This is a genomic window from Methylolobus aquaticus, assembly GCF_054172105.1.
Genome location: NZ_JBSYXP010000003.1, coordinates 128,933 through 151,518, shown reverse-complemented (window position 1 = coordinate 151,518; position 22,586 = coordinate 128,933). Strand labels below are relative to the sequence as shown.

Annotated in this window: 24 protein-coding genes; 13 read left to right on the top strand and 11 right to left on the bottom strand. The window is 63.4% G+C overall.

Annotated elements, in window-relative coordinates:
• Positions 1-18: 18 nt before the first annotated feature.
• From mdoH to ACW73L_RS05080, 3 genes are read right to left on the bottom strand one after another with little or no spacing between them, the layout of a single operon-like run.
• A complete protein-coding gene (mdoH, locus tag ACW73L_RS05090) occupies positions 19-2,079 on the bottom strand; it encodes a glucans biosynthesis glucosyltransferase MdoH (protein ID WP_498920421.1) in 2,061 nt (686 codons plus the stop codon).
• Between the two features lie 27 nt (positions 2,080-2,106).
• Positions 2,107-2,523: a hypothetical protein gene (locus ACW73L_RS05085; protein ID WP_498920419.1), complete on the bottom strand. Its 417-nt coding sequence runs from the start codon at positions 2,521-2,523 to the stop codon at positions 2,107-2,109.
• Between the two features lie 59 nt (positions 2,524-2,582).
• Positions 2,583-4,130 (bottom strand): OpgD/OpgG family glucan biosynthesis protein, encoded by a 1,548-nt coding sequence (locus ACW73L_RS05080; RefSeq protein WP_498920417.1) that lies wholly within the window; start codon positions 4,128-4,130, stop codon positions 2,583-2,585.
• Positions 4,131-4,601: 471 nt separating this feature from the next.
• Between ACW73L_RS05080 and ACW73L_RS05075 the strand changes: the two genes are divergently transcribed.
• The gene (locus tag ACW73L_RS05075; protein ID WP_498920415.1) at positions 4,602-5,108 is read left to right on the top strand and encodes a SixA phosphatase family protein; all 507 of its coding nucleotides are present in this window, start codon (positions 4,602-4,604) and stop codon (positions 5,106-5,108) included.
• A 40-nt stretch (positions 5,109-5,148) separates the two neighbouring features.
• On the opposite strand, the gene ACW73L_RS05070 is transcribed toward ACW73L_RS05075, so the two are convergent.
• The 5 genes from ACW73L_RS05070 to ACW73L_RS05050 all read right to left on the bottom strand — a co-directional run bounded on the left by ACW73L_RS05070 (position 5,149) and on the right by ACW73L_RS05050 (position 8,188).
• Positions 5,149-5,358, bottom strand: coding sequence for a winged helix-turn-helix domain-containing protein (locus ACW73L_RS05070; RefSeq protein ID WP_129884263.1), 210 nt, complete (start codon positions 5,356-5,358; stop codon positions 5,149-5,151).
• Positions 5,359-5,431: 73 nt separating this feature from the next.
• Positions 5,432-5,740: a cell division topological specificity factor MinE gene (gene minE, locus ACW73L_RS05065; protein WP_129884264.1), complete on the bottom strand. Its 309-nt coding sequence runs from the start codon at positions 5,738-5,740 to the stop codon at positions 5,432-5,434.
• Positions 5,741-5,744: 4 nt separating this feature from the next.
• A complete protein-coding gene (minD, locus tag ACW73L_RS05060; protein ID WP_129884265.1) occupies positions 5,745-6,554 on the bottom strand; it encodes a septum site-determining protein MinD in 810 nt (269 codons plus the stop codon).
• A 36-nt stretch (positions 6,555-6,590) separates the two neighbouring features.
• Entirely contained in the window at positions 6,591-7,322 is a 732-nt protein-coding gene (gene minC / locus ACW73L_RS05055; protein WP_129884266.1) for a septum site-determining protein MinC, read from the bottom strand.
• 245 nt (positions 7,323-7,567) lie between these two features.
• Complete coding sequence (locus tag ACW73L_RS05050) at positions 7,568-8,188, bottom strand: class I SAM-dependent methyltransferase (RefSeq protein WP_139556071.1); 621 nt, start codon at positions 8,186-8,188, stop codon at positions 7,568-7,570.
• Between the two features lie 341 nt (positions 8,189-8,529).
• Here ACW73L_RS05050 and polA point away from each other — a divergent pair, with 341 nt between their 5' ends.
• A complete protein-coding gene (gene polA / locus ACW73L_RS05045) occupies positions 8,530-11,244 on the top strand; it encodes a DNA polymerase I (protein WP_498920412.1) in 2,715 nt (904 codons plus the stop codon).
• A 35-nt stretch (positions 11,245-11,279) separates the two neighbouring features.
• Here polA and ACW73L_RS05040 read toward each other — a convergent pair whose 3' ends face one another.
• Together ACW73L_RS05040 and ACW73L_RS05035 are read right to left on the bottom strand one after the other, a co-directional pair.
• Positions 11,280-11,852, bottom strand: a complete 573-nt coding sequence (locus ACW73L_RS05040; RefSeq protein ID WP_129884269.1) for a thermonuclease family protein — start codon at positions 11,850-11,852, stop codon at positions 11,280-11,282.
• The gene (locus ACW73L_RS05035; protein WP_129884270.1) at positions 11,849-12,034 is read right to left on the bottom strand and encodes a hypothetical protein; all 186 of its coding nucleotides are present in this window, start codon (positions 12,032-12,034) and stop codon (positions 11,849-11,851) included. Before ACW73L_RS05035 ends, ACW73L_RS05040 begins: the two co-directional genes overlap by 4 nt.
• A 124-nt stretch (positions 12,035-12,158) precedes the next feature.
• Between ACW73L_RS05035 and ACW73L_RS05030 the strand changes: the two genes are divergently transcribed.
• From ACW73L_RS05030 to ACW73L_RS04980, 11 genes are all read left to right on the top strand, one after another.
• Positions 12,159-12,635: a putative molybdenum carrier protein gene (locus tag ACW73L_RS05030; protein WP_498920410.1), complete on the top strand. Its 477-nt coding sequence runs from the start codon at positions 12,159-12,161 to the stop codon at positions 12,633-12,635.
• Positions 12,617-13,189 (top strand): 2'-5' RNA ligase family protein, encoded by a 573-nt coding sequence (locus ACW73L_RS05025; RefSeq protein WP_498920408.1) that lies wholly within the window; start codon positions 12,617-12,619, stop codon positions 13,187-13,189. Before ACW73L_RS05030 ends, ACW73L_RS05025 begins: the two co-directional genes overlap by 19 nt.
• Positions 13,190-13,201: 12 nt before the next feature.
• Complete coding sequence (locus ACW73L_RS05020) at positions 13,202-13,693, top strand: WbuC family cupin fold metalloprotein (protein WP_498920406.1); 492 nt, start codon at positions 13,202-13,204, stop codon at positions 13,691-13,693.
• 137 nt (positions 13,694-13,830) lie between these two features.
• Entirely contained in the window at positions 13,831-15,561 is a 1,731-nt protein-coding gene (locus ACW73L_RS05015; protein ID WP_129884274.1) for an acetolactate synthase 3 large subunit, read from the top strand.
• A 2-nt stretch (positions 15,562-15,563) separates the two neighbouring features.
• Positions 15,564-16,055 (top strand): acetolactate synthase small subunit, encoded by a 492-nt coding sequence (ilvN, locus tag ACW73L_RS05010; RefSeq protein ID WP_129884275.1) that lies wholly within the window; start codon positions 15,564-15,566, stop codon positions 16,053-16,055.
• Between the two features lie 65 nt (positions 16,056-16,120).
• Positions 16,121-17,137, top strand: coding sequence for a ketol-acid reductoisomerase (gene ilvC / locus ACW73L_RS05005; protein ID WP_498920403.1), 1,017 nt, complete (start codon positions 16,121-16,123; stop codon positions 17,135-17,137).
• A gap of 51 nt (positions 17,138-17,188) precedes the next feature.
• Positions 17,189-17,929, top strand: a complete 741-nt coding sequence (gene pssA, locus ACW73L_RS05000; RefSeq protein WP_129884277.1) for a CDP-diacylglycerol--serine O-phosphatidyltransferase — start codon at positions 17,189-17,191, stop codon at positions 17,927-17,929.
• Between the two features lie 281 nt (positions 17,930-18,210).
• Positions 18,211-19,755, top strand: coding sequence for a 2-isopropylmalate synthase (locus tag ACW73L_RS04995; protein ID WP_139556080.1), 1,545 nt, complete (start codon positions 18,211-18,213; stop codon positions 19,753-19,755).
• Between the two features lie 10 nt (positions 19,756-19,765).
• Positions 19,766-20,614 (top strand): uracil-DNA glycosylase, encoded by an 849-nt coding sequence (locus ACW73L_RS04990; RefSeq protein WP_498920399.1) that lies wholly within the window; start codon positions 19,766-19,768, stop codon positions 20,612-20,614.
• A complete protein-coding gene (gene rimI / locus ACW73L_RS04985; RefSeq protein WP_498920397.1) occupies positions 20,590-21,132 on the top strand; it encodes a ribosomal protein S18-alanine N-acetyltransferase in 543 nt (180 codons plus the stop codon). Before ACW73L_RS04990 ends, rimI begins: the two co-directional genes overlap by 25 nt.
• Before the next feature lie 50 nt (positions 21,133-21,182).
• Positions 21,183-21,938 carry a substrate-binding periplasmic protein gene (locus ACW73L_RS04980; RefSeq protein WP_498920395.1) on the top strand — a complete coding sequence of 252 codons (756 nt, stop codon included), beginning with the start codon at positions 21,183-21,185 and terminating at the stop codon, positions 21,936-21,938.
• An 88-nt stretch (positions 21,939-22,026) separates the two neighbouring features.
• On the opposite strand, the gene ACW73L_RS04975 is transcribed toward ACW73L_RS04980, so the two are convergent.
• Positions 22,027-22,560 carry a thermonuclease family protein gene (locus ACW73L_RS04975; protein ID WP_498920393.1) on the bottom strand — a complete coding sequence of 178 codons (534 nt, stop codon included), beginning with the start codon at positions 22,558-22,560 and terminating at the stop codon, positions 22,027-22,029.
• Positions 22,561-22,586: the final 26 nt, after the last annotated feature.

The window sequence follows — 22,586 nt, the reverse complement described above, 5'->3', positions numbered from 1 at the left end:
CGACAACGAAGGGGCGCTTTAGGAACTCGTGGTCCCAGTGCCGCGTTGTGCCCAGGACAGGATGTGCAGCCGGGTCAGCGAATCGGGATCGGCAGCGAGTGCCCTCTTCTCCGGTACCGAAAGCGAACCGGGGCCCTCCTCGATCACCTGATAGGTCAGCGCGCGCAACTGGTGACGTTGACGCCGCTTGACCAGGCGGTGAGGCAACAACGCGATGTGCAGCGAGCAGACGGCGGGGTCGCCGATCTTGCTTTCCAGTGAATCGTCCACGGCGAGCCGCGCGGCGGTCGCCTGCGCCAGATTGTCCTTCAGGTAGCTCAAGACGGCAGGGGGCGCGGATTCCTCCGGAGTCAAAAACAAGCCGAGACGCTTCGCGAGCAGTCCGAGGGCCGTGCTGCTCGACAGCATCGACAACGGAATCGCAAAGGCCAACCCCGCCAGCACCGGCAGGAACCACCAGAAGAAGCTCGGCACGTAACGGTAGCTGACGTAGCCGGCGAGAATACCGACGAATGTCTGTCCCCAATGGGCCAGAAACGCCTCCTTCACACTGAGCCGGTGGTCCGAACGCTGTTGGGCCAACCAGGCTGTGCTGCGACGCGACAAAATCGCCAATACGAAATTGGTCTGGTACAACATCAGGATCGGGGCGGTCAGCACTGAAAAGATGCTTTCGAACAGCACGCTGAGCGTGATCCGGACAATGCCGCCATACGCCTTTCGGTCCTCGCTGCGCACCAGCAACAGCAGCAGGCTCCAGACTTTGGGCAGGAATAGCATCGCCAGCGTCACGAGCAATACCGTCGTCATCTCGACCGCATACGACTCGGGCCAGACCGGGAACACGTTGTCGCCGAAGAAATAGACCGGCATGGTCTGGCTTTGTACATAGGCCTCGAAGCCCGTGACGAGCAGAAACAGAAACCACAGCGGCGACGACAGATAGGACATGATGCCCATCAGGAAATGCAGGCGGCTGAGCGGCGAGAAACCGCGTGCGAACACCATCCTGACGTGTTGCAGGTTGCCCTGGCACCAGCGACGGTCGCGCTTTGCGTAGTCGATCAGGGTCGGTGGCAACTCTTCGTAGCTGCCTTTGAGATCGTAAGCCAGCCAGACTTCCCAACCCGCCTTGCGCAACAACGCGGCCTCGACAAAGTCGTGGCTGAAGATTTCTCCCCCAAACGGTTCCTTGCCGGGCAGCTTAGGCAGCCCGCAATGCTCGGCGAAGGGCTTCACGCGAATGATCGCGTTATGGCCCCAATAGTTGCTGTCCGAGAGCTGCCAGTAAGAGGCTCCCGCGGCGAAAATCTCCCCGTACAGACTACTGGCAAACTGGAGGATACGCGCGAACAGCGACTTGTGGTTGACCGGAAGCGGAGGAGACTGGATTAACGCGACGGTGGGATGGGCTTCCATCAGGTCGACCATGCGTGTCAGCGTGGACCCGCACATCAGGCTGTCCGCATCGAGCACGATCATGTAGCGGTAGCGCGCCCCCCAACGGTGGCAGAACTCCTCCAGATTGCCGCTCTTCCGGGCAATGTTCTTTTCCCGGTTGCGATAGAAAATCTTGCCGTGCGCATCGAAGTCACAGCACATTCGATACCATTGGACTTCCTCTTCCAGCCAGACATCTGGATTCCGTGAATCGCTCAGTACGAACAGCTCAAATTCGTCGGCTCGCCCGGTATCCCGCAAGGATTGGTAGATCGCCCGCAACCCGGCGAACACGCGCTCGGGATCTTCATGATAAATGGGCATCACGAGGGCGGTTTTCGGCGGAGCCTGATCCGTCCGGCCGCCCGCGCGCGGCGGCAGACGAGAGATCGACTGCCGGTCCCCACCCCACAGCAGCAGCCAGAAGCCGATCGTGGCCTGCCAGAACGACGTGCTGACCCAGAGAATCAGCAACATGTAGAGGAAGAGCAACAGCAGTTCCTGGGGCGTTATACCGTTTTGCTGGAAGGCACTGGCGATCATGGCCAGCGCCGCAACCGTCGTCAGAACCACCAGGGAGAAGAACACGACGCGGCGCAAAACGCGGATGCGTCGCGGAAAGACGGTGGCGGCAGGCATGGAGTCAATCACCGGAGCAATAGAACGTCAGGAAGACTTGAAGAACACGAAGTGGAACGGCTGCGCCGGCATCGGCAAATGGGCTTCGGGAGGAGTTGCGATCGGCAGTCGCGCGATCAAGCGGGCCAGCTGTTCCTCCCGTTTGTCAGCATCACGCCCCTCGAACAGGAAATCGGCAGACAAATCCGGCTGGCCCATGGCGAGCGCAGCGCGCAAGCCTGCGAGCTTCGCCGCGTCCCGCACGGGATGCAACCCCAGACCCTGCGAGAGCGCTCGGTCGAGACGCCGCTGTACCTCTTCGATCGCCTCCGCGGCCAGCTGCTCCGCGACCTGCGGGCCTGCGCCTTTCCGAGCGTGAATTAGGCATTGCCGGGCGAGCGAAGCGCGCAGCGCCTCATTACGGATGCCCACGCGATCAAGATAATCCCACAGGGGTTGCGGCACGGGAGACACCTCCTCCGAAGAGGCGGCTACCGGCACGTCGGAATCGATAGCCGAACCTGTCAACGAGCGCTCCACTGGTAAATCCATGTTTCCGACAAGACGTCCGCACCGGCCTTCAGGACGGCGCGCAGTTCCACTGGATCCTGGTCCTCTTCCCGCTCCAGATCGAAGCTCACCCGCCAGATACCAAGCGCATCATTCTTTTCGACCGAGAGCTTTCCGATTTGCCCCGACGAGCTTCCGACATCCGCTACCAACCGCGCCTGGGGGCTCAACCGGCCGAGCGCCTCACCGGCGAAATCGACGACGAAATGGCGCCGCGGTCGGTCCGACTTGCCGGGACTGGCAGAAACCCGCGTCGCCACGACGCGCCCGTTCTGAGGCGCCATGCTCTCGTCGAGCAGAAAGTGAAGACGGTAATCGAAGGCCAGTTCCGACCCTTCCTTGATCGGTGCGTCCGGCACCCAAAAAGCGACGATGTTGTCGTACTTCTCGGCATCGCTGGGGATCTCGATCAGGTAGACGGCTCCCCGTCCCCATTCACCGCGCGCTTCGACCCAGACACTGGGACGAAGCTGGTAACTGGCTCCGAAATCCTGGTAGTGATCCGGGTTACGATCACGCTTGAGCAGGCCGAACCCAACCGGATTCTCCTCGCGGAAGACACTGATGCGAAGCTGCCGGGGGTTGTTGAGCGGGCGCCACAGCCATTCGCCGTTGCTACGCGCCATCAGGAGCCCATCCGAGTCATGCACCTCCGGACGAAAATCGTCCATGAATCGATCCGTGTTCTCACCGTGAAAGAACATGCTCGTCAGCGGAGACATCCCGAGCCGGTCTACCGGCTTACGGAAAAACAAACGGCTCTGCACGTCGACGGTGAGCTGGTACCCCGGCTTCAGATCAAAGCGGTAGGCCCCTGAAACACTGGGGCTGTCGAGTAGCGCATAAATCGTGAGCACACCGGCGTCCTTGGCCGGCTTGGCGATCCAGAACTCGCGAAAGATCGGAAACTCCTCCGCCTTCGGCAAGCCGGTGTCGACGGCCAGTGCGCGAGCGGACAGCCCATAAATCTGGCCCAGTCCGGCGGCGCGGAAGTAGCTCGCGCCCAGGAAGATGGCGACATCTTCGAAGCTGCCGTCGCGTCGCAGCGGGTAATCAATCTTCACTCCGGCGAACCCGAGATCGGGCGGCAGCGGGGCCGGCGGCTTGGCTGCGCCGAAATCGAACAGCTCCGGCGAGTAAGCAATGCGCGTCGGAGTCCCTTGATCGACGATGTTGATTGCGACCCGGTCGCGAAACATGTTGCCCCGATGAAATAGTTGCAACTGGAACGGCAGGCCTTCACCACGCCATAAGGCACGGTCGGATTTGAAGCGAATCTCCTGATACGCGTCGTAGTCGAGTTTGGCGAACTGCTCCGGCAAACCGCCATCGTCACGCACGTAGGGTTTTGCTGCCAGGGCCCGCGCTTTCGATGCGACGGCCGCGAAGTCGAAGGGAACGGGCGAGGCCGGCTCCGCGTGCGCTGGATGCACGAACAGCAGCACGAACCCCACCAGGAGGGTTTTGACGACACGGGAGTGGTCACTATGAGATGTGTTCACGGGCGAATGGGTCGGAAGCAGAAACTCAAGGATTGCGGGATTGGAGTATGACGATCATCGCAAACCCTGCGATGGGCCGGGGGACGGCAGGTCAGGCGCGGAACTTAGCGCGTGCGGCTCGACGTGTGGCGACAGCGCGACGGGGCTGGAGGTCCCGGTCCCGCAAGCCACCGGTAAGCCCAACCGCGCAAGCGTAGCCGCGTCGGATCAATCCTTCACTGCAGCGTCGGCGTGCCAAGCCGACCGCTGCTTCCGTATGCCTCAGAGTATCCCCTGCATCGCTCCGGGAATCGATATAGTATACCGGCACGACCATCAATACAGCATCTTCCGATCTAGCGCCGCAATCGCCGAAGAGAGGCTGAGGCTCCCGGAAACGAGCCGATCGCTCGCACGCCATCCGGGCCGGGCCCACAAACACTGATGGCGGAATGACGGCGCGACGCACACGCCAACGACACGCGAAACCCTATGAAGAATCTGGTTCTGATCAGGCACGCCAAATCGAGTTGGGAAGACCCGGAACTTGACGATCGCGATCGCCCGTTGAACGGCCGCGGCAAACGGGATGCGCCGCTGATGGGCGCGGTCCTGAGGAAACGCGGCCTGTCGCCCGACTCCATCATCTCCAGCCCGGCCCGACGTGCGTTGAAGACCGCCAAGCTGATCGCCGCGCAAATCGGCTTCCCGTTATCGCAGATCGCGGTCGACGACCGGATTTATCTCGCCGAGGCGACAACCCTTTTGGCCCTAATCCAAGGCCTGCCGGACGACTCGAATCAAACGATCCTGTTCGGACACAATCCCGGCTTCACCGAGTTGGTCAACACCCTAACCGAAACGGGGATAAGCAACGTTCCGACGTGTGGGGTCGCCGCTATCGAGTTTGCCGTCGATACGTGGGCCGCTGTCAGTCCAGCGGCCGGGCGCCTGAAATTTTTCGACTACCCCAAGCAACACCGGTCGTCGGGAGACTAGAACCCTCCGCCGCTCATTGCAGAAATCCGACGCACGATCGTCAGGACAGGCTGAAGAACTCGTTCTTTCCCTTGCGTTCCACGCTCACCTTGCCCTCCCGGGCCAGCCATCCGATGGCGCGTTGGACGTCGGTGCGCTCGAGCCCGATGCTGTCAGCCAGCTTCGTGGCGCTTGCCGGCCCACTCTCCGACAGAAACGTCCACACCTTGCCCGCCGCCGCGCCAATGCTCTCGTGGAAATCATCACTCATGTCTCGGCCTCTCTGTAGGTCTGATTCAATAAGGATTGCCAGCGTAAACGTGATCCTCGCAGCGCGGTTCCGCTCACCGCCGCGGATGAGATCGCTGCCGGGGTTTCGGCTTCGGCGCTGCGGCAGCCTCCTCGGGCAGCACGATGTTCAGTTCCAGCACCTCGTGATTGCCGTCTTCCTCCATCGTGACGGTGATCGCGTTATCGTCGACGTGCACATAGCGCCGCACCACTTCGAGTAGATCGCGCTGCAGCCGCGGCAGGTAATCGGGCTTATTGCGCTCGGAGCGCTCGTGTGCGACGAGAATCTGCAAACGCTCCTTGGCGACCGAAGCGCTGGACGTGTTCGGGGTGCGGGAACGGAAATAGTCCAAGAGCCCCATGGGATTAGCCTCCGAAGAGCCGGCTGAACAAACCTTTCTTTTCCTCTTCGACGAACCGGTGCGGCACGCGTTCCCCGAGGTATCGGCGGACGACATCCCGGTACGCCTGGCCGGCGTCGCTCTTCTCGTCCAGCGTAACGGGAGTGCCGGAGTTCGAGGCACTCAATACCGACTTGGATTCGGGTATCACTCCGAGCAGATGGAGCGAAAGAATATCCTGGACGTCGGCCACGCTCAGCATCTCGCCAAGGCGCACCCGCTCCGGCGAATACCGTGTCAGCAACAGGTACTCCTTGATCGGCTCGAGACCCTGCTCGGCACGCCGTGACTTGCTGGCGAGAATGCCGAGCATCCGGTCCGAATCCCGCACCGAGGAAACCTCCGGATTGGTGACGACAACCGCATCATCGGCAAAGTACATCGCAAGCGTCGCACCGCGCTCGATACCCGCCGGGGAGTCGCAAACGATGTATTCGAACGTTTCGGACAACTCGTTCAAAACCCGTTCGACGCCCTCCTGCGTCAGAGACTCCTTGTCGCGCGTCTGCGACGCGGGCAGGATCGATAGGTTATCACGCCGCTTATCGCGGATGAGCGCCTGATTCAGGGTAGCTTCGCCGTTAATGACATTGACGAAATCGTAAACGACGCGCCGTTCGCACCCCATGATCAGGTCGAGGTTGCGCAGGCCCACATCGAAATCGATGACCGCCGTCTTATAGCCCTTCATGGCCAGACCCATGGCAAACGCAGCGCTCGTCGTGGTCTTTCCGACCCCGCCTTTACCCGATGTCACCACAATGATTCTTGACACGTGTTTCCTCCCGAGAACCCAGAATTCGGCAGCGCTCTACAAATCCTCGATGATCAGAGCGCCGTCACGCAGAAAAACCTGAACCGGCTTGCCGCGGATCGATTCCTCGAGGTTTTCACTAATCTGATAGTGCCCGCCGATCGCGATGAGTTCCGCCTGCAGATCCAGACAGAAGATGCGGCTGCTGAGGTTGCCCTGCACGCCGGCCAGCGCCCGGCCGCGCAGCGAGCTGTAAATATGAATGTTGCCGTCGGCCAGCAACTCGGCACCGGCACTGACGGGTGCAAGCACGATGAGATCGCCCCCGGCCGCATAGAGGCGCTGGCCAGAGCGAACCGGCTGATCAATGACGCGCGACCCCCCGCCAAGTGTGGTCAAGGTCGCTTCCGCCTTCGGTACCGCCGCCTTTGGCGCTTCTCGGGCAGGCGTCTCCACCCGCTCCGCCAACACCGCCAAGCCGGCAGACTCAGCCCCCTGATTGAGTGCGCCGTGCCCGCCACGTACACCCACCGGACTCAGGCCCAGCGAGCGGAGCAGGGCGCTCAGACGCTCGAAATCCAGAGTGGACTGCCGCGTATTCAGCGCACCGAGTTCGATGACCACCGGCGCATTCCTGAAGAATTCCGGCGCGTTTTGCACTTTTTCGGTCAACTGCTTGGCAACCCGGTCGAGATCGCCGTCGGCGAGTTTCAGCGTCAGCAGATTGACCGAACCCGACTTGATCTCGAGGGCAACGGAAGCGGAAGGGTCTGTGGCTTGCGGGGGCATTGCGCGAGAGGGTGCGGCTTCCAGTGGAAATTTTTTCGTCAATTCTATCACTTACAAGCAGCAAAACGGCACTCGGGGTTTTTCGGCGGGCGCGGGCGCGTGACGTGACAGCCAGGCGCTTTGCCCGAATTCCACGGCACCCGTTCCAAGCGCCTTATATACCCGCGCCCGCGCGACAGTGGAGAGGCACCGCGCGGGAACACGCTCGACAACCGGCACGGGCCAAAGCCCGGCGCAGGGAACTCTCAGTGCCCCTTTTGTAAATGGAGCATGGTGAACAGGCCGAGCGGGGGCAGTCGATGACGCTTGACTTCACGCAATGAGGTATTTTGCAGGATCTCCTCGACCGGCATATCGGGCCGCCACCCCAGCTTGTTCGACAGCGGGGCCAGCAGGCTCTCGAGATTCCGGCGCATACCTTTGCGCGCGGCAAAGTGATTCACGATGATCACATCCCCGCCCGGCTTGCACACCCGCTCGATCTCGCTGATAACCCGCTCCGGCTCGGGGACGACCGACATCACGTACGCCGCGACAACGGCGTCGAAACTGTTGTCGGGGTACTGCATTTCCCGAGCGTCCATGATTTCCAGGTGGCTGACGTGTGCCAAGCGCATCCGCGACACGCGCCGGCGGGCCCGCTCCAGCATGTGGGGCGAAATGTCGATGCCATGCACCTGATGTTCGCGGCGATAGTAGCTCAGGCTGATGCCGGTGCCGACACCCACCTCAAGCACCCGGCCCGGCCGGTGATTCGTGACCCCTGCTGCCATGGTGCGACCGCGATAGCTCAACAGCCAACCGAAGGTCTGATCGTAGACGGGCGCATAGCGCTCGTAGGATTTCAGAATGGATTCCAGCTGCATATTTGTGATTATTCCTCAACCCCGATCCGTATTAATGACGCGGTCCCGAGAGTCGTTCCAGTTCCCCGCAGGCGGACTGGACCGGGACTGAGCTTCCCGGCTGACGGAGCGGCAGCAAGATCATAATGGCTAAGGCACGCAATTGGAATGGACTTGCCCTGCAGCGCGGCCGAGCGCCGCCCACTACCGAGAGTACAGATCGCGGCCGGGTTCGTTAAAATCACTCAGCGCATGGGAGACGGTCCCACACACCGCACGCCCTCGCGGATTTGGGGACGACGTCGCCCATGCTCCGCCGCACCGAGCGCCCCCACCCTGCAAACGGACGAGATGCCCGACTCATGACTGACCCCATGGAATCGCTGCTGGTGCTGGTGGACGGCTCTTCGTTCCTTTACCGCGCCTACCACGCCCTGCCGCCGCTGACCAATTCCAAGAACATGCCGACTGGCGCGGTCTACGGGGTGGCGAACATGCTGCGCAAGCTGATGGCCGAGTATCCCGACGCCGACGTCGTCGTCGTGTTCGACGCGCCCGGCAAGACCTTCCGGGACGACCTGTTCGCCGAGTACAAGGCGCAGCGCCCGCCCATGCCGGACGACTTGCGCTGCCAGTTGGAACCGTTGCAGCGCTTGATTCGCGCCATGGGCCTGCCGCTGCTGATCGAAGCAGGCGTCGAAGCCGACGATGTCATCGGAACCCTGGCCAGACGGGCCGCGGCGGCGGGTCGCCCCGTAGTTGTCTCGACCGGAGATAAGGACATGGCGCAACTCGTCGACGAGCGAGTCACGTTGGAAAACACGATGTTCGACAGCCGCCTCGACCGCGCGGGAGTCATCGCCAAATTCGGCGTGCCCCCCGAGCGTATCGTCGACTTTCTCGCGCTGACCGGAGACACGGCCGACAACATCCCCGGCGTGCCCAAGGTCGGCCCCAAGACCGCGGCCAAGTGGCTCAACGAATTCGGTGACCTGAATGAGTTGATCGCGCGCGCCGACGAGATCGGCGGAAAGATCGGCGAGAATCTCCGCGGCTGTCTCGACCAGATCCCACTGTCAAAGCAACTGGCCACGATCGCCTGCGATCTGCCCCTGCACCTGTCCTCGGACAGTCTGCGACGCCAAGCGGTGCAGACAGACGTCCTGCGGGAAATCGCGGCCGAGCTCGAGTTTTCGTCCTGGCTCAAACAACTGAACGGCACAGGCAGCCCAGCGCCGATGGCGGCCACGACGGCGCCTGAAGAACCCAGCCGCGAATACGAGATGGTCGTCACCGAAAGCGCACTCCACGCGTGGCTGGCCGAACTCGAACGGGCCGAGCTGTTCGCGTTCGACACGGAGACCAGCAGCCTCAATTACATGGACGCCGAGATCATCGGCGTATCGTTCGCGATCGAGCCGGGACAGGCCGCCTATGTCCCGCTACGGCACGACTATCCGGGCGCCCCGCCGCAGTTGTCGCGCGAGGCCGTGCTGGAGCGCTTGCGGCCACTGCTGGAAGACCCCGACCGCGCCAAGCTGGGTCAGCACTTGAAATACGACGCGAATGTGCTCGCCAATCATGGCATCGCGCTGCGCGGCATCGCCCACGACACGATGCTTGAGTCCTACGTACTGAACAGCACCGCGACCCGGCACGACATGGACTCGCTGGCCTCGCGCTATTTGCAGCGGCAGACCATTCATTACGAGGACGTGGCGGGGAAAGGCGCCAAGCAGATACCGTTTTCGGAGGTCTCGGTCGAGCGAGCCACGGAGTACGCGGCGGAAGACGCCGACGTCACCTTATTGCTGCATCGGACGCTGTGGCCGCAGCTCACGGCCGCCCCACGGCTGGAAGCACTCTACCGGGACATCGAGATACCACTGGTGCCCGTGCTGTCGCGCATCGAGCGCACCGGAGTGCTGGTGGACGTGGAGTTGCTCGCGGTCCAGGGCGGCGAACTGGCCACCCGGATGTTCGAAATCGAACAGGCGGCCTGCGCCGTCGCCGGACACCGCTTCAACCTCGGCTCCCCGAAGCAGATTCAGAGCATCCTGTACGACGAGTTGAAGCTGCCGGTCCTCAAGAAGACACCCACCGGGCAACCTTCGACCGACGAATCGGTGCTGCAGGACCTGGCCGAGCACTACGAACTGCCCCAGTTGATCCTGGACTATCGCTCGATGAGCAAGCTGAAGTCGACGTACACGGATCGCCTGGGCGAACAGGTGAACGCCCGCACCGGCCGGGTCCATACCTCGTACCATCAGGCTGTCGCGGCCACCGGCCGACTGTCATCATCCGACCCCAATCTCCAGAACATTCCGGTCCGGACGCAGGAGGGAAGGCGCATTCGCCAGGCCTTCATCGCACCGCCGGGCCATCGCATCATCGCCGCCGACTACTCTCAGATCGAACTCCGCATCATGGCCCACCTTTCGGGCGACGCCAGCCTTACGGCCGCCTTTGCCGCGGAAGCCGACGTCCATCGTGCCACCGCTGCGGAAGTCTTCGGTCTCGCCCTCGACGCGGTCACGGCCGACCAGCGCCGCTCGGCCAAGGCCATCAATTTCGGGCTGATCTACGGCATGTCTGCCTTCGGTCTCGCCAAACAGCTGAAGATCCCGCAGAAGGAAGCCCAACTCTACATCGACCTCTACTTCGCGCGCTATCCGGGGGTCAAGGCGTATATGGAGCAGACCCGCGAGGCGGCGCGGGCGCAAGGCTACGTCGAAACCCTGTTCGGCCGGCGGCTGCATGTCGAGGACATTCAGTCGCGCAACGGCCAGCGGCGGCAGTATGCCGAACGCACGGCAATCAACGCGCCGATGCAGGGCACGGCCGCCGACATCATCAAACGGGCCATGATCGCGGTCGATGCCTGGATTGAAACCAGCCGCCTGCCGGTCCGGATGATCATGCAAGTCCATGACGAACTGGTATTCGAGGTCGCGGATGCTCACGTCGACACGGCGTGCGCCGCGATCCGCGACCACATGGTCGGGGTTGCGGAACTCGCGGTGCCACTGGTCGTCGACGTCGGTGTGGGCCGGAACTGGGACGAGGCGCATTGAGGCGCCCTCACAGGCAACGGCGCCCCTGCGGAGCGCTACGGCGGGAAGCGATACAGGTCCTGACCCGGTATGGCCCAGACCCCCGTACCTCGACTGCGGGCGATCCGTTCGATCAGCATGTACTCCAGGGGCGCGTCGGGGAGCGCCATCGCGAAACCCTGTTCCAGGAGGTAAACCCCCAGGTCATAGCCGTCGACGTCGCAGTACGCGGGATGCGTACCGTCAGCATACTGGCCGTCACCAATGCAATGCACGAATTTCGAGTCGATCTTGAATTCGAGGGCAAGCCGCGGCTGCGAGGCGCAGGTGACCGGGAGCGTGAACCGCTGGCAGGTGTAAGCCATGCGCGGGACATAGATGCCAAACAGCCGGAAGGTCCGGTTCCTGATCCGGAGCGTGCCGTCGTCGTTGACGAACGCGTAACTGCTGACCTCGAACGCCGACACCGCCGACGGGAACAGGCAATTCAAGCTGGCCGCCAACAGGACGGCTGCCTTCCACCCGCGGGCGTGCGATGCACCGACGCCGACCGGCCTTGGCCGTCCGGTCCCGTTCTCGGGCACCGCTCCGACCGGATCCGGGCCCTCTTTGTCGGGCAGCACATTCATCGGGTGCCTTCAGCCGACCGCGGTTTTTCCGCCTCGGCATACAAATCGGCAATCAGATCCCGAAACCACCGTGGCCGACGCAGGACCACATAGAATCCGAGCAACGTCGTCGTCGGTATCGGACCGATGCCCAGCAGAGCCAGCACCGTCAAGGCGGCAAGGCATTTTGCGCGTGCGCTCATAGCGAGGCCCCGGAGCAGGCGTAAAATGAAACTTTCGCCACTAGACGCCCCGTGCCCGCGCTTGTCAAGCGAGGCCCGGAGGCCGGCACCTCGATCGCTTCAAGGGTTACGGCAGCCGAATGCCATGCTGAGCAAGATTATCTCCGGGGGACAGACCGGCGTGGACCGGGCAGCCCTCGACGCGGCAATGGCTTCTTTTTTTCCCTGCGGCGGGTGGTGTCCCGCAGGCCGGCAGGCGGAAGATGGCAAGCTGCCGGAGCGCTACCCGCTGACCCACTTGGACGGCGGCGGTTACGCTGAACGCACCCGCAGGAACCTGCTCGAAGCCGACGGCACGGCCGTGATCTACTTCGGCCAACTGGCGGGCGGAACCGAACTGACCGTTTACCTGTGCATCCAGCACGGTCGTCCCTACCAGTTGATCGATGGCGACGAAGTTGCCGTCGACCGTGCGATCCGCCTGCTCCGCCGGTTCGTCGAGGAGCGGCGCATCGGCGTTCTGAATGTCGCGGGCCCTCGCGCCAGTACCCGGCCCCAGGCCTATGCGTATACACGCGCCGTCATCACGAGCCTGATCGCCCGGTGCGCCGACTCGCCATGATCCTCGGGCACACGCCTCATTTCCTGTGGTTGCTGCCCGACGCGGCCAGCAACGCGCGATTTGGCCGTCTCATCGGAGACCTGTCGGCCCGCGTCGGCGCGGCCCCCTTCGAACCGCATGTCACCTTACTGGGCAGCCTCTGCTCGGAGGCTGCCAACACGATCGAACGGGCCCGTGGCCTGGCCGAGCGCACCGCACCGTTCCGAATCGCCGTCGAACACGCGGATCACAGCGACACCTATTTTCGGTGCGTTTATTTCGCCACAGCGCTGGACGCGGCGCTGATCGCGGCGCGCGCCGACGCGGAGCGGACCTTCGGCTGTGAGCCGAACTCGACGCCGTTCTTTCCGCACCTCTCGCTGGTCTACGGCGCGTTCGACCCCGCCACCCGGCGGCAGTTGGTCGCTGCGGCGCAGTGCGGGCCGCCGACGCATTGCATCGTCGATCGTCTGCAACTCGTCGAGGGCGCGCCCGATTATCGCGACTGGCGAACGATCGAAACCTTTGCCCTGAGCGGCACCCGGAACCCGTGCGTGCAGTCAGGGCGGGCCTGAACGGAGGACTTCATGACGAATCGATTGACCGTGATCAGCTCGCAACGGATCGGACAGTTGAGCGATACCGCAGCCGCATCGCCCCGGAGACGCCAGAATCTGAATCTGCATCCCGTGCTCGAAGACCCGATCCAGCGGCTATTCAACGCCATGGAACCCGGCACCTACGTGCGGCCGCATCGGCATGCGCGGGAACGAGGCTGGGAACTGATGATGGCCGCGCGGGGCGCTTTCTCCATTCTGACCTTCGATGACGAGGGCAGGGTACTCGAACGCGTCGATCTCGGAGCTGGGCAGGCGGCTGCGGCCGAAATCCCTGCGAATACCTGGCATGCGGTCGTCGTGATGGCACCCGGCACAGTCATGTTCGAGGTCAAGCCGGGCCCCTACTGCGCCGTCAGCGACAAGGACTTTGCGGCCTGGGCGCCCGCGGAAGGTGCGCCCGACGCGGCCCGCTACGTTGCGTGGTATGAGCACGCCCGGCCCGGCGACCGGATCGCCTGATGAGAGAGCTCCGGAGCGAGCTGTCCGCCTTGACGGATCAGGCTTTACCGAGTATTTTGGCCGACCATTTGCCTTTTGCTTACCATACTTCGCCGGGCGCCCTCAAGCGCCCCGTGTCTTTTTGAGGGTTGTCGATCGTGGAGCTGAGCGGCGCGGAAATCGTTATCCAGTGTCTGAAGGACGAGGGTGTCGAGTACATCTTCGGTTACCCGGGCGGCGCGGTCCTGCATATCTACGACGCGCTGTTCAGGCAGGAGGACGTCAAGCACATCCTGGTTCGCCACGAGCAAGGCGCGACGCATGCCGCTGACGGCTACGCCCGGTCGACCGGCAAACCCGGCGTCGTGCTGGTGACCTCGGGCCCCGGCGCGACGAACGCCGTCACCGGCATCGCGACGGCCTACATGGACTCGATCCCGATGGTCGTGCTGAGCGGCCAGGTCCCGCTGCCGGTCATCGGCAGCGATGCATTCCAGGAATGCGACACGGTCGGTATCACGCGCCCCTGCGTCAAACACAACTTCCTGGTCAAGGACGTCCACAAGATCGCCGAAACGATCAAGAAGGCGTTCTACATCGCCACGACCGGCCGGCCGGGGCCCGTCGTCGTCGACATCCCTAAGGACATCACCGACCCGCGGGTCAAGATTCCTTACGAGTACCCGCGCAGCGTGAGCCTGCGTTCCTACCATCCGTCGACGAAGGGCCACCGCTGGCAGATCAAGAAGGCGGTCGAACTGCTGTTGTCCGCCAAGCGGCCGATGGTCTACAGCGGCGGCGGCGTCGTACTCGGCAATGCCGCGGACGAACTGACCCGGCTGGTCGACCTGCTCGGCTTTCCGATCACCAACACGCTGATGGGCCTCGGAGCCTATCCGGCCACGGCGCAGCACTTCGTCGGCATGCTCGGGATGCACGGCACCTATGAAGCCAACATGGCGATGCACGATTGCGACGTGCTGCTCGCCGTCGGTGCGCGGTTCGACGACCGCGTGACCGGCAAGATCGCCGAGTTCTGCCCGTATGCCAAAATCGTCCACATCGATGTCGACCCGGCATCGATTTCGAAGACGGTGCGTGTGGATGTGCCCATCGTCGGCGAGGTAGCGTCGGTGTTGACCGACCTCTGCGACATGATCCAGGCCGGTGAACGCCGCCCCGACCGCGAAGCCCTGGCGGCCTGGTGGGACCGCATCTCCCACTGGCAAAAGGTCGACTGCCTGCGGTTCGACCGCAGCGGCACGGTCATCAAGCCGCAGTACGTGGTCGAACAGTTGTATGAAGCCACTCATGGAGAAGCCTTCGTCACGTCGGACGTCGGCCAGCACCAGATGTGGGCGGCCCAGTTCTACAAGTTCGACAAACCCCGACGCTGGATCAACTCCGGCGGCCTGGGCACCATGGGCTTCGGCTTGCCCGCTGCCATCGGCGTCAAGCTCGCGCATCCGGACTCCGAGGTCTGCTGCATCACCGGCGAAGCCAGCATCCAGATGTGCATCCAGGAACTGGCGACGGCGCTGCAATACCGGACTCCGATCAAGATCGTGAACCTGAACAATGGGTACATGGGCATGGTGCGCCAGTGGCAGGAGTTCAGCTACGAAAGCCGCTACTCGCATTCGTACCTGGAGACCATCCCGGACTTCGTCAAGCTGGCCGAGGCCTACGGCCATGTCGGCATGCGTATCGAGAAGGCCGCCGACGTGCGGCCGGCGCTGGAGGAAGCCTTGAGGCTCAAGGATCGCACGGTGTTCATGGACTTCCTGACCGATCCGACCGAGAACGTCTATCCGATGATCGAAGCCGGCAAGGCCCACAACGACATGCGTTTGTCCCCGGGCATGATCGACGCGAGGGAGCTGGCCTGACCATGCGCCACATCATTTCGATACTGATCGAGAACGAAGCCGGCGCGCTGTCGCGGGTCTCCGGGTTGTTTTCCGCCCGCGGCTACAACATCGAATCCCTGACGGTCGCGCCGACCCAGGATCCGAGCCTGTCGCGCATGACACTGGTGACCTCGGGCAGCGACGAGATCATCGAGCAGATCACCAAGCAGCTCAACAAGCTGATCGACGTCGTCAAGCTGATCGACCTGTCGGAGTCGTCCCACATCGAGCGCGAGCTGATGATGGTCAAGGTGCGCGCGGTGAACGGTGCGCGCGAGGAAATCAAGCGCCTGGCCGACATCTTCCGCGGCAAGATCATCGACGTGACCCCCGGCACCTTCGTAATCGAGATCACCGGCGAGAAATCGAAGGTGGATGCCTTCCTGAGCGCGCTCGCCGAGGACTCGATCATCGAAGTCGTGCGCACCGGCGCATCCGGCATATCCCGCGGCGATCGGGGCCTGACGCTGTAGGCTCGCGCCCGACCATCCCTTTTCATGAATTCGGCCAGAAACCAATAGAAAACAGAGGAATCCCCATGCACGTCTACTACGACAAAGACGCCGACCTGTCGATCATCCGCGGCAAAAAGGTCGCGATCATCGGTTACGGCTCACAGGGCCACGCCCATGCCAACAACCTCAAGGAATCGGGCGTGCATGTCATGGTGGCGCTGCGTCCCGGCTCGGCATCGGCCGCGAAAGCCGAGGCCGCCGGCCTGACCGTGCTGCCCTTGACCGATGCCGTCAAGGAAGCGGATGTCGTCATGGTGCTGGCGCCGGACGAACACCAGGCCAAGCTCTACGCCGAGGAGATCGAGCCGAACATCAAGCAGGGCGCCGCACTCGCGTTCGCACACGGCTTCAACATCCATTTCGAACAGATCCAGCCGCGCGCCGATCTGGACGTCATCATGGTCGCACCCAAGGGTCCGGGCCACCTGGTGCGCTCGACCTACACCCAGGGCGGCGGCGTGCCGAGCCTGATCGCGGTATTCCAGAACGCCAGCGGGCGTGCGAAGGAATTGGCGCTGTCGTACGCTTCGGCGAACGGCGGTGGCCGCGCCGGCATCATCGAGACCTCGTTCCGCGAGGAGACCGAAACGGATCTGTTCGGCGAACAGGCCGTGTTGTGCGGCGGCGCGACGGCATTGGTGCAGGCCGGTTTCGAGACGCTGGTCGAAGCGGGCTATGCGCCGGAGATGGCGTACTTCGAATGCCTGCACGAACTGAAGCTGATCGTCGACCTGATGTACGAGGGTGGCATCGCCAACATGCGTTACTCGATCTCGAACACGGCCGAGTACGGTGACCTGACCCGCGGCCCGCGCGTGATCACCGACCAGACCAAGGCCGAGATGAAGAAGATCCTCGGCGAGATCCAGCGCGGTGAGTTCGCGCGCGAGTTCATCCTCGAGAATCAGGCTGGTTGCGCAACGCTCAAGGCCAAGCGCCGACTGGGCCGCGAACACCCGATCGAGGAAGTCGGCGCACGCCTCCGCGACATGATGCCGTGGATCAAGGCGAACAAAATCGTCGACAAGTCGAAGAACTAGCCGCTCGCCCAGCGCCTGACAGCCACTCCGCCCGCACCGGGAGCCTTATCGATGGACGAACCCGTCGTTCCGCGCAAGCGCGGCCGCGGCATCTATTTGCTGCCGAACCTGTTCACGACGGCAGCGTTGTTCGCGGGCTTCTACGCGATCACGGCGGCCCTGGGCCAGAACTTCGAGCACGCTGCCGTCGCGATCTTCATCGCGATGGTGCTCGACGGTCTGGACGGGCGGGTGGCGCGGCTGACGAATACGCAGAGCGCCTTTGGCGCCGAGTACGACAGCATGGCCGACCTGACCTCGTTCGGGATCGCGCCCGCGGTGGTGCTGTATATCTGGTCGCTGCACTACCTCGGCAAGCTCGGCTGGGTCGCGGCCTTCGTGCATGCGGCGGGGGCGGCGCTGCGGCTGGCGCGCTTCAACACCCAGATCGCCACCGCCGACAAGCGCTATTTTCAGGGTCTGCCCAGCCCGTCGGCGGCGGCCATCCTGGCGGGTTTCATCTGGTTCGGTATCGAGCACGGCTTCGAGGGCGAAACCCTGCGCCACATTGCGCTGGCGCTGGCGATGATGACCGGCTTGCTGATGGTCAGCAATTTCCGCTACTACAGCTTCAAGGACGTGGATCTGCGCGGGCGCATTCCCTTCGTGCGGGTGATCGTCATGATGCTGGCCTTCGGCGTGATCTTCACCAATCCGCCGCTGATGCTGTTCGCCTTGTTCACGGCCTATGCGATATCGGGGCCGGTACTGACGGTGCTGCTGCGCAAACGCCGGCGTGAGCGACGGACCTGACCGATCCTGACCACGGTTCTTGGCAGAACGAGACGCGGGCGGTATAGTCCTGTTGCCCCTGAAAAAATACCTGCGATGAACTGCCTTTCCTCCAATCGAACGCTGAACCGCCTTTCCGTGACGATGCCGACAGCGGCAGCGCGCGGCAGCTTGCGTTCGATCCGCCTGCCGGCGCTGCTGCTGCCCTGAGGGGCAGACACACCAAACTCCCATACCCCCTGCATTTCGTCTGCCGCCGTTGAACCGGCGCCACTGCAATCGATGGATTTTGGAGCATCGCCATGAGCGACAAACTGATCATTTTCGATACCACGCTGCGCGACGGCGAACAAAGCCCCGGCGCCTCGATGACTCGCGACGAGAAGGTCCGCATAGCCCGGGCGCTGGAAAGACTGCGCGTGGACGTCATCGAGGCCGGGTTTCCGGCCGCGAGCCCCGGTGACTTCGAATCGGTGCAGGCGGTTGCCCGCGCCGTCCGCGACAGCTCAGTCTGCGGCCTGGCCCGCGCGCTGGACCGCGACATCGACCGGGCCGGCGAAGCCCTGAAGGACGCGCAGCGGCCGCGCATCCACACGTTCATCGCCACCTCGCCGATCCACATGCAGCGCAAGCTGAACATGACGCCGGATCAGGTCGTGGAACACGCGGTCAAGGCCGTGCGGCGCGCACGGCAGTACGCGGACGACGTCGAGTTTTCGCCCGAGGACGCGGGCCGCTCCGAAGAGGATTTCCTGTGCCGCATACTCGAAGCCGTCATCGATGCCGGCGCGCGGACACTGAACATTCCGGATACGGTCGGCTACGCCATGCCGGATCAGTTCGGAGGGATGATCGGCCGACTGATCGAACGGATCCCCAATTCGGACAAGGCGATCTTTTCGGTCCATTGCCACAATGATTTGGGCCTGGCCGTCGCGAATTCGCTGTCCGCCGTGATGCACGGCGCCCGTCAGGTCGAATGCACGATCAATGGCCTCGGCGAACGGGCCGGCAATGCTGCATTGGAGGAGATCGTCATGGCCGTCAGGACGCGCCGCGATTTCTTCCCGTGCCACACCGACATCGACACGCGGGAGATCGTCGCGTGCTCGAAGCTGGTTTCGAACATCACCGGCTTTCCGGTGCAACCGAACAAGGCCATCGTCGGAGCCAATGCCTTTGCCCATGAGTCGGGCATCCACCAGGACGGCGTCCTGAAGAGCCGCGAAACCTACGAGATCATGTCAGCCGAGGAAGTGGGCTGGACCGCCAACCGGATGGTGCTGGGCAAGCACTCCGGCCGCAATGCGTTCCGCACCCGGATGCAGGAACTCGGCATCGATTTCGCTTCCGAACAGGATCTGAACGCCGCTTTCCAGCGGTTCAAGGAACTGGCCGACAAGAAGCACGACATCTTCGATGAGGATCTGCAGGCCCTGATCACCGAGGCCGGAGTCGAGGCAGAAGACGAGTGCGTGCGTCTGGTCTACCTGCACGTCTGCTCCGAGACCGGTGAGGTACCCAACGCCCGCGTGACAGTGAAGGTCGACAACGAGGAGTTGACCGGGACGGCCGTGGGCGGCGGCGCGGTCGACGCCAGCCTCAAGGCGATCGAGTCGCTGGTGCATGCCGAAGCCAACCTGCAGCTCTATTCGGTCAACGCGATCACCAGCGGCACCGATTCGCAAGGCGAGGTCACCGTGCGTCTCGAGAAGGGCGGGCGCATCGTGAACGGACAGGGTGCCGATACCGACATCGTGATCGCCTCGGCGAAAGCCTACGTCAACGCGGTCAACAAGCTGCGGACGAGCAAACAGCGCATGCACCCGCAGGTCGGCGACGTCTAGGATCGCCGCAGTGGAACGTGAGGCCCTGCGTCTGGAGTATCTCGCGGCGATGGGGATAGAGGCCTGGGTGCCGCGCCGTGCCGCCGGTGCGGGCGCCATCGAAACCGCCTCGGCGGTTTCGGACAACGAAGCCGCCGAGGAGCTCCAGGCGCCGCTGACCGCGCCGCCGAGCCCTCCCGCTGCGCTGGAGATCCCGTTCGCCGCCCCCGCCCAGCCCAGCGAACCCGTCCAGACCGCCGGGGTGGATGCAATCGGTCACCTCGACTGGGACGAACTCGAGTTCCGTGTGGCCAAATGCAAGGCCTGTGAGCTGCATGCCACCCGGACGCAGACCGTCTTCGGTGTCGGTGATCGCACCGCGCGCTGGCTGATCATCGGAGAGGCGCCGGGCGAACAGGAGGATCTGAAGGGCGAGCCCTTCGTGGGCCGGGCCGGACAACTGCTGAATGAAATGCTGCGCGCGATCGGGCTGTCGCGCGACACCGTCTATATCGCCAATGTGCTCAAATGCCGCCCACCGCGGAACCGGGATCCGTCTCCGGCCGAGGCCGGCTCCTGCGAGCCGTTCCTCCACCGCCAGGTGGCGCTGATTGCGCCCGACATCATCGTTGCGGTCGGCCGCATCGCCGCGCAGAACCTGTTAAAAACCGCGACGCCGATCGGTAAACTACGCGGCACCGTCCATCGTTATCAGGGCATTCCGCTGGTGGTCACCTACCATCCGGCCTACCTGCTGCGCAGCCCTGGGGAAAAGCGGCGCGCCTGGGACGACCTGCAGCTGGCCGTCAAAACGTTCCGCGAACAACAACAGCAAAAGGGAAACGTCGTTTCGTCATGTTCGAATGGCTCGATCGGGTAAGACGCTGGATGTCCTACGACGCCGAGATCGACTTTTACTACAAGCACTTCCCCAGCCTGATCGAACAGGCCGAACTGCGATTCCGGCCGATGCGCCGAGCGGACGTGTCGGTGGTTTCGGCGATCGAGGAAGCCGCTTATGAGTTTCCCTGGGAACCGCTCGCGTTCCGCGACTGCCTGACCGTCGGCTACAACTGCTGGATTGCCGAGAAAGCCGGCGAGATCATGGGCTACGGGATCGTCTCGGTGGGAGCGGGAGAATCGCACGTCCTGAACGTTTGCGTCGCGCCGCATGCGCAGGGCCAGGGCGTTGGCCGCCGGATACTCGAAAAGCTGATGGAGGTCGCGCGCGGCTACCGCGCCGAGACCATCATGCTCGAGGTGCGCCCGACCAACCGGGTTGCGCTGCGGCTGTACCGAAACATGGGCTTCAACGAGATCGGCACCCGCCGCGACTATTATCCTGCTCGGGACGGGCGCGAGGATGCGCTGGTACTGTCCCGTTCGCTGTCAGACTAGGCCGCGGTCAGCCGGCCCAGGTCGCCACCCGATTGACGAGGAGCCCCCCAATGCATTTCCACTGCAGATTTCCCATCCTCCTCGCCCTAATGGCGGTGCTCGCAGTGGCACTGGTAACCCCCCGTCAGGCACATGCCGACGAAACCCTGCGGATGGCGATCAGCGACTGGCCGCCCTATGTCGAGACCACCGCCCCGAGCCAGGGCCTCGCCATCGAGATCGTCCGGACCGCGCTGGACCGGATCGGTTACGACATGGCGCTGGCCGACGAACCCTGGTCGCGCACGCTCGAGGGCGCTTCGATCGGCGTCTATGATGCCTTGGCCGCCGCCTGGTATAACGCCCAGCGCGCCGGCAACTTCCTGTTCAGTCAGCCGTACCTGATCAACGAAATCAAGTTCATCAAGCGCCGCGGCGACCCGTTCCAGTTCCGCAGCATCGACGATTTGCGGGGACGGGTCGTCGGCATCGTCAAGGACTACGCTTACGACGACCGCTTCGATCAGGCGCGCGGCCTGACCCGCTTCGTCAACAACCATGTGCTCGAGAACCTGTTGCTGATGATGCAGGGACAGGTGGATGTGACGCTGGACGATGAGCGCGTGCTGCGCTACGAGATCAACCAGTACATGTCGAACAGCCGCGATGCATTCGAGATCCTGCCCGAGCCCTTCTCCCGCCGTGGACTGTGCTTCGCGATGAACCGCCAGCACCCGAAGGCGCGCGAAATCATCAAGGCCTTCGACGCCGAAATCCGCGAGATGCAGGCGGACGGCACATTTCGCACCATACTCGCCAAGTATTGACCGGGCTACCAGGCCCATTGCCAAGCGCAGTGCGGGCAGTCCCGAAGGGCCAAGCGATGGTGCGCCCGAGCGCGGCGCCCGGCCCTCGTCAGCGCCGGAACCATTGCCGCGGGTCGTACCAGTGGCCATCGTCCCGCTCGTCCTTGCGAAACTCCCACGGCGGCACCGGACGGGCTTTTGCCCACAGGCCGAGCCGGGCCCGTCGCGCTGCAGCCTCGGCGGCCAAATAGCGTTCATCCTTGCCGTATCTGCGGTAGACCCAGGCCATACCGCGAGCCACCTGCTCCAGATTGATGTCGTAACCGCCCCACAAGACCTTGCCGACCAGGCGGTGATAGCGATCGACCGTTGTGACCTCGACCGAAACGTCACGCTTGTAGACAAGTTGGGACAGCGACTGCTTTGAACGCGAGCCGTAGTCCTGGTTCTTCTCCGGTGCATCGATAAGGTGCAACCGGATGCGGTACTCGCGGCGGTACCGGTCGAGCACCGTCAGCGTATCGCCGTCATGTACCGCAACGACCCGCCCCTGCAGCAGGGTGCTGGCGACCGTCGGCGAGGCCGTCAGCGGCAGCAGCAGCAATACCAGCGCTGCGAAGCGGTGCGATCGTCTGAAGTTCATTTCGCCTGGCCAGGGTTTCGTTGAAA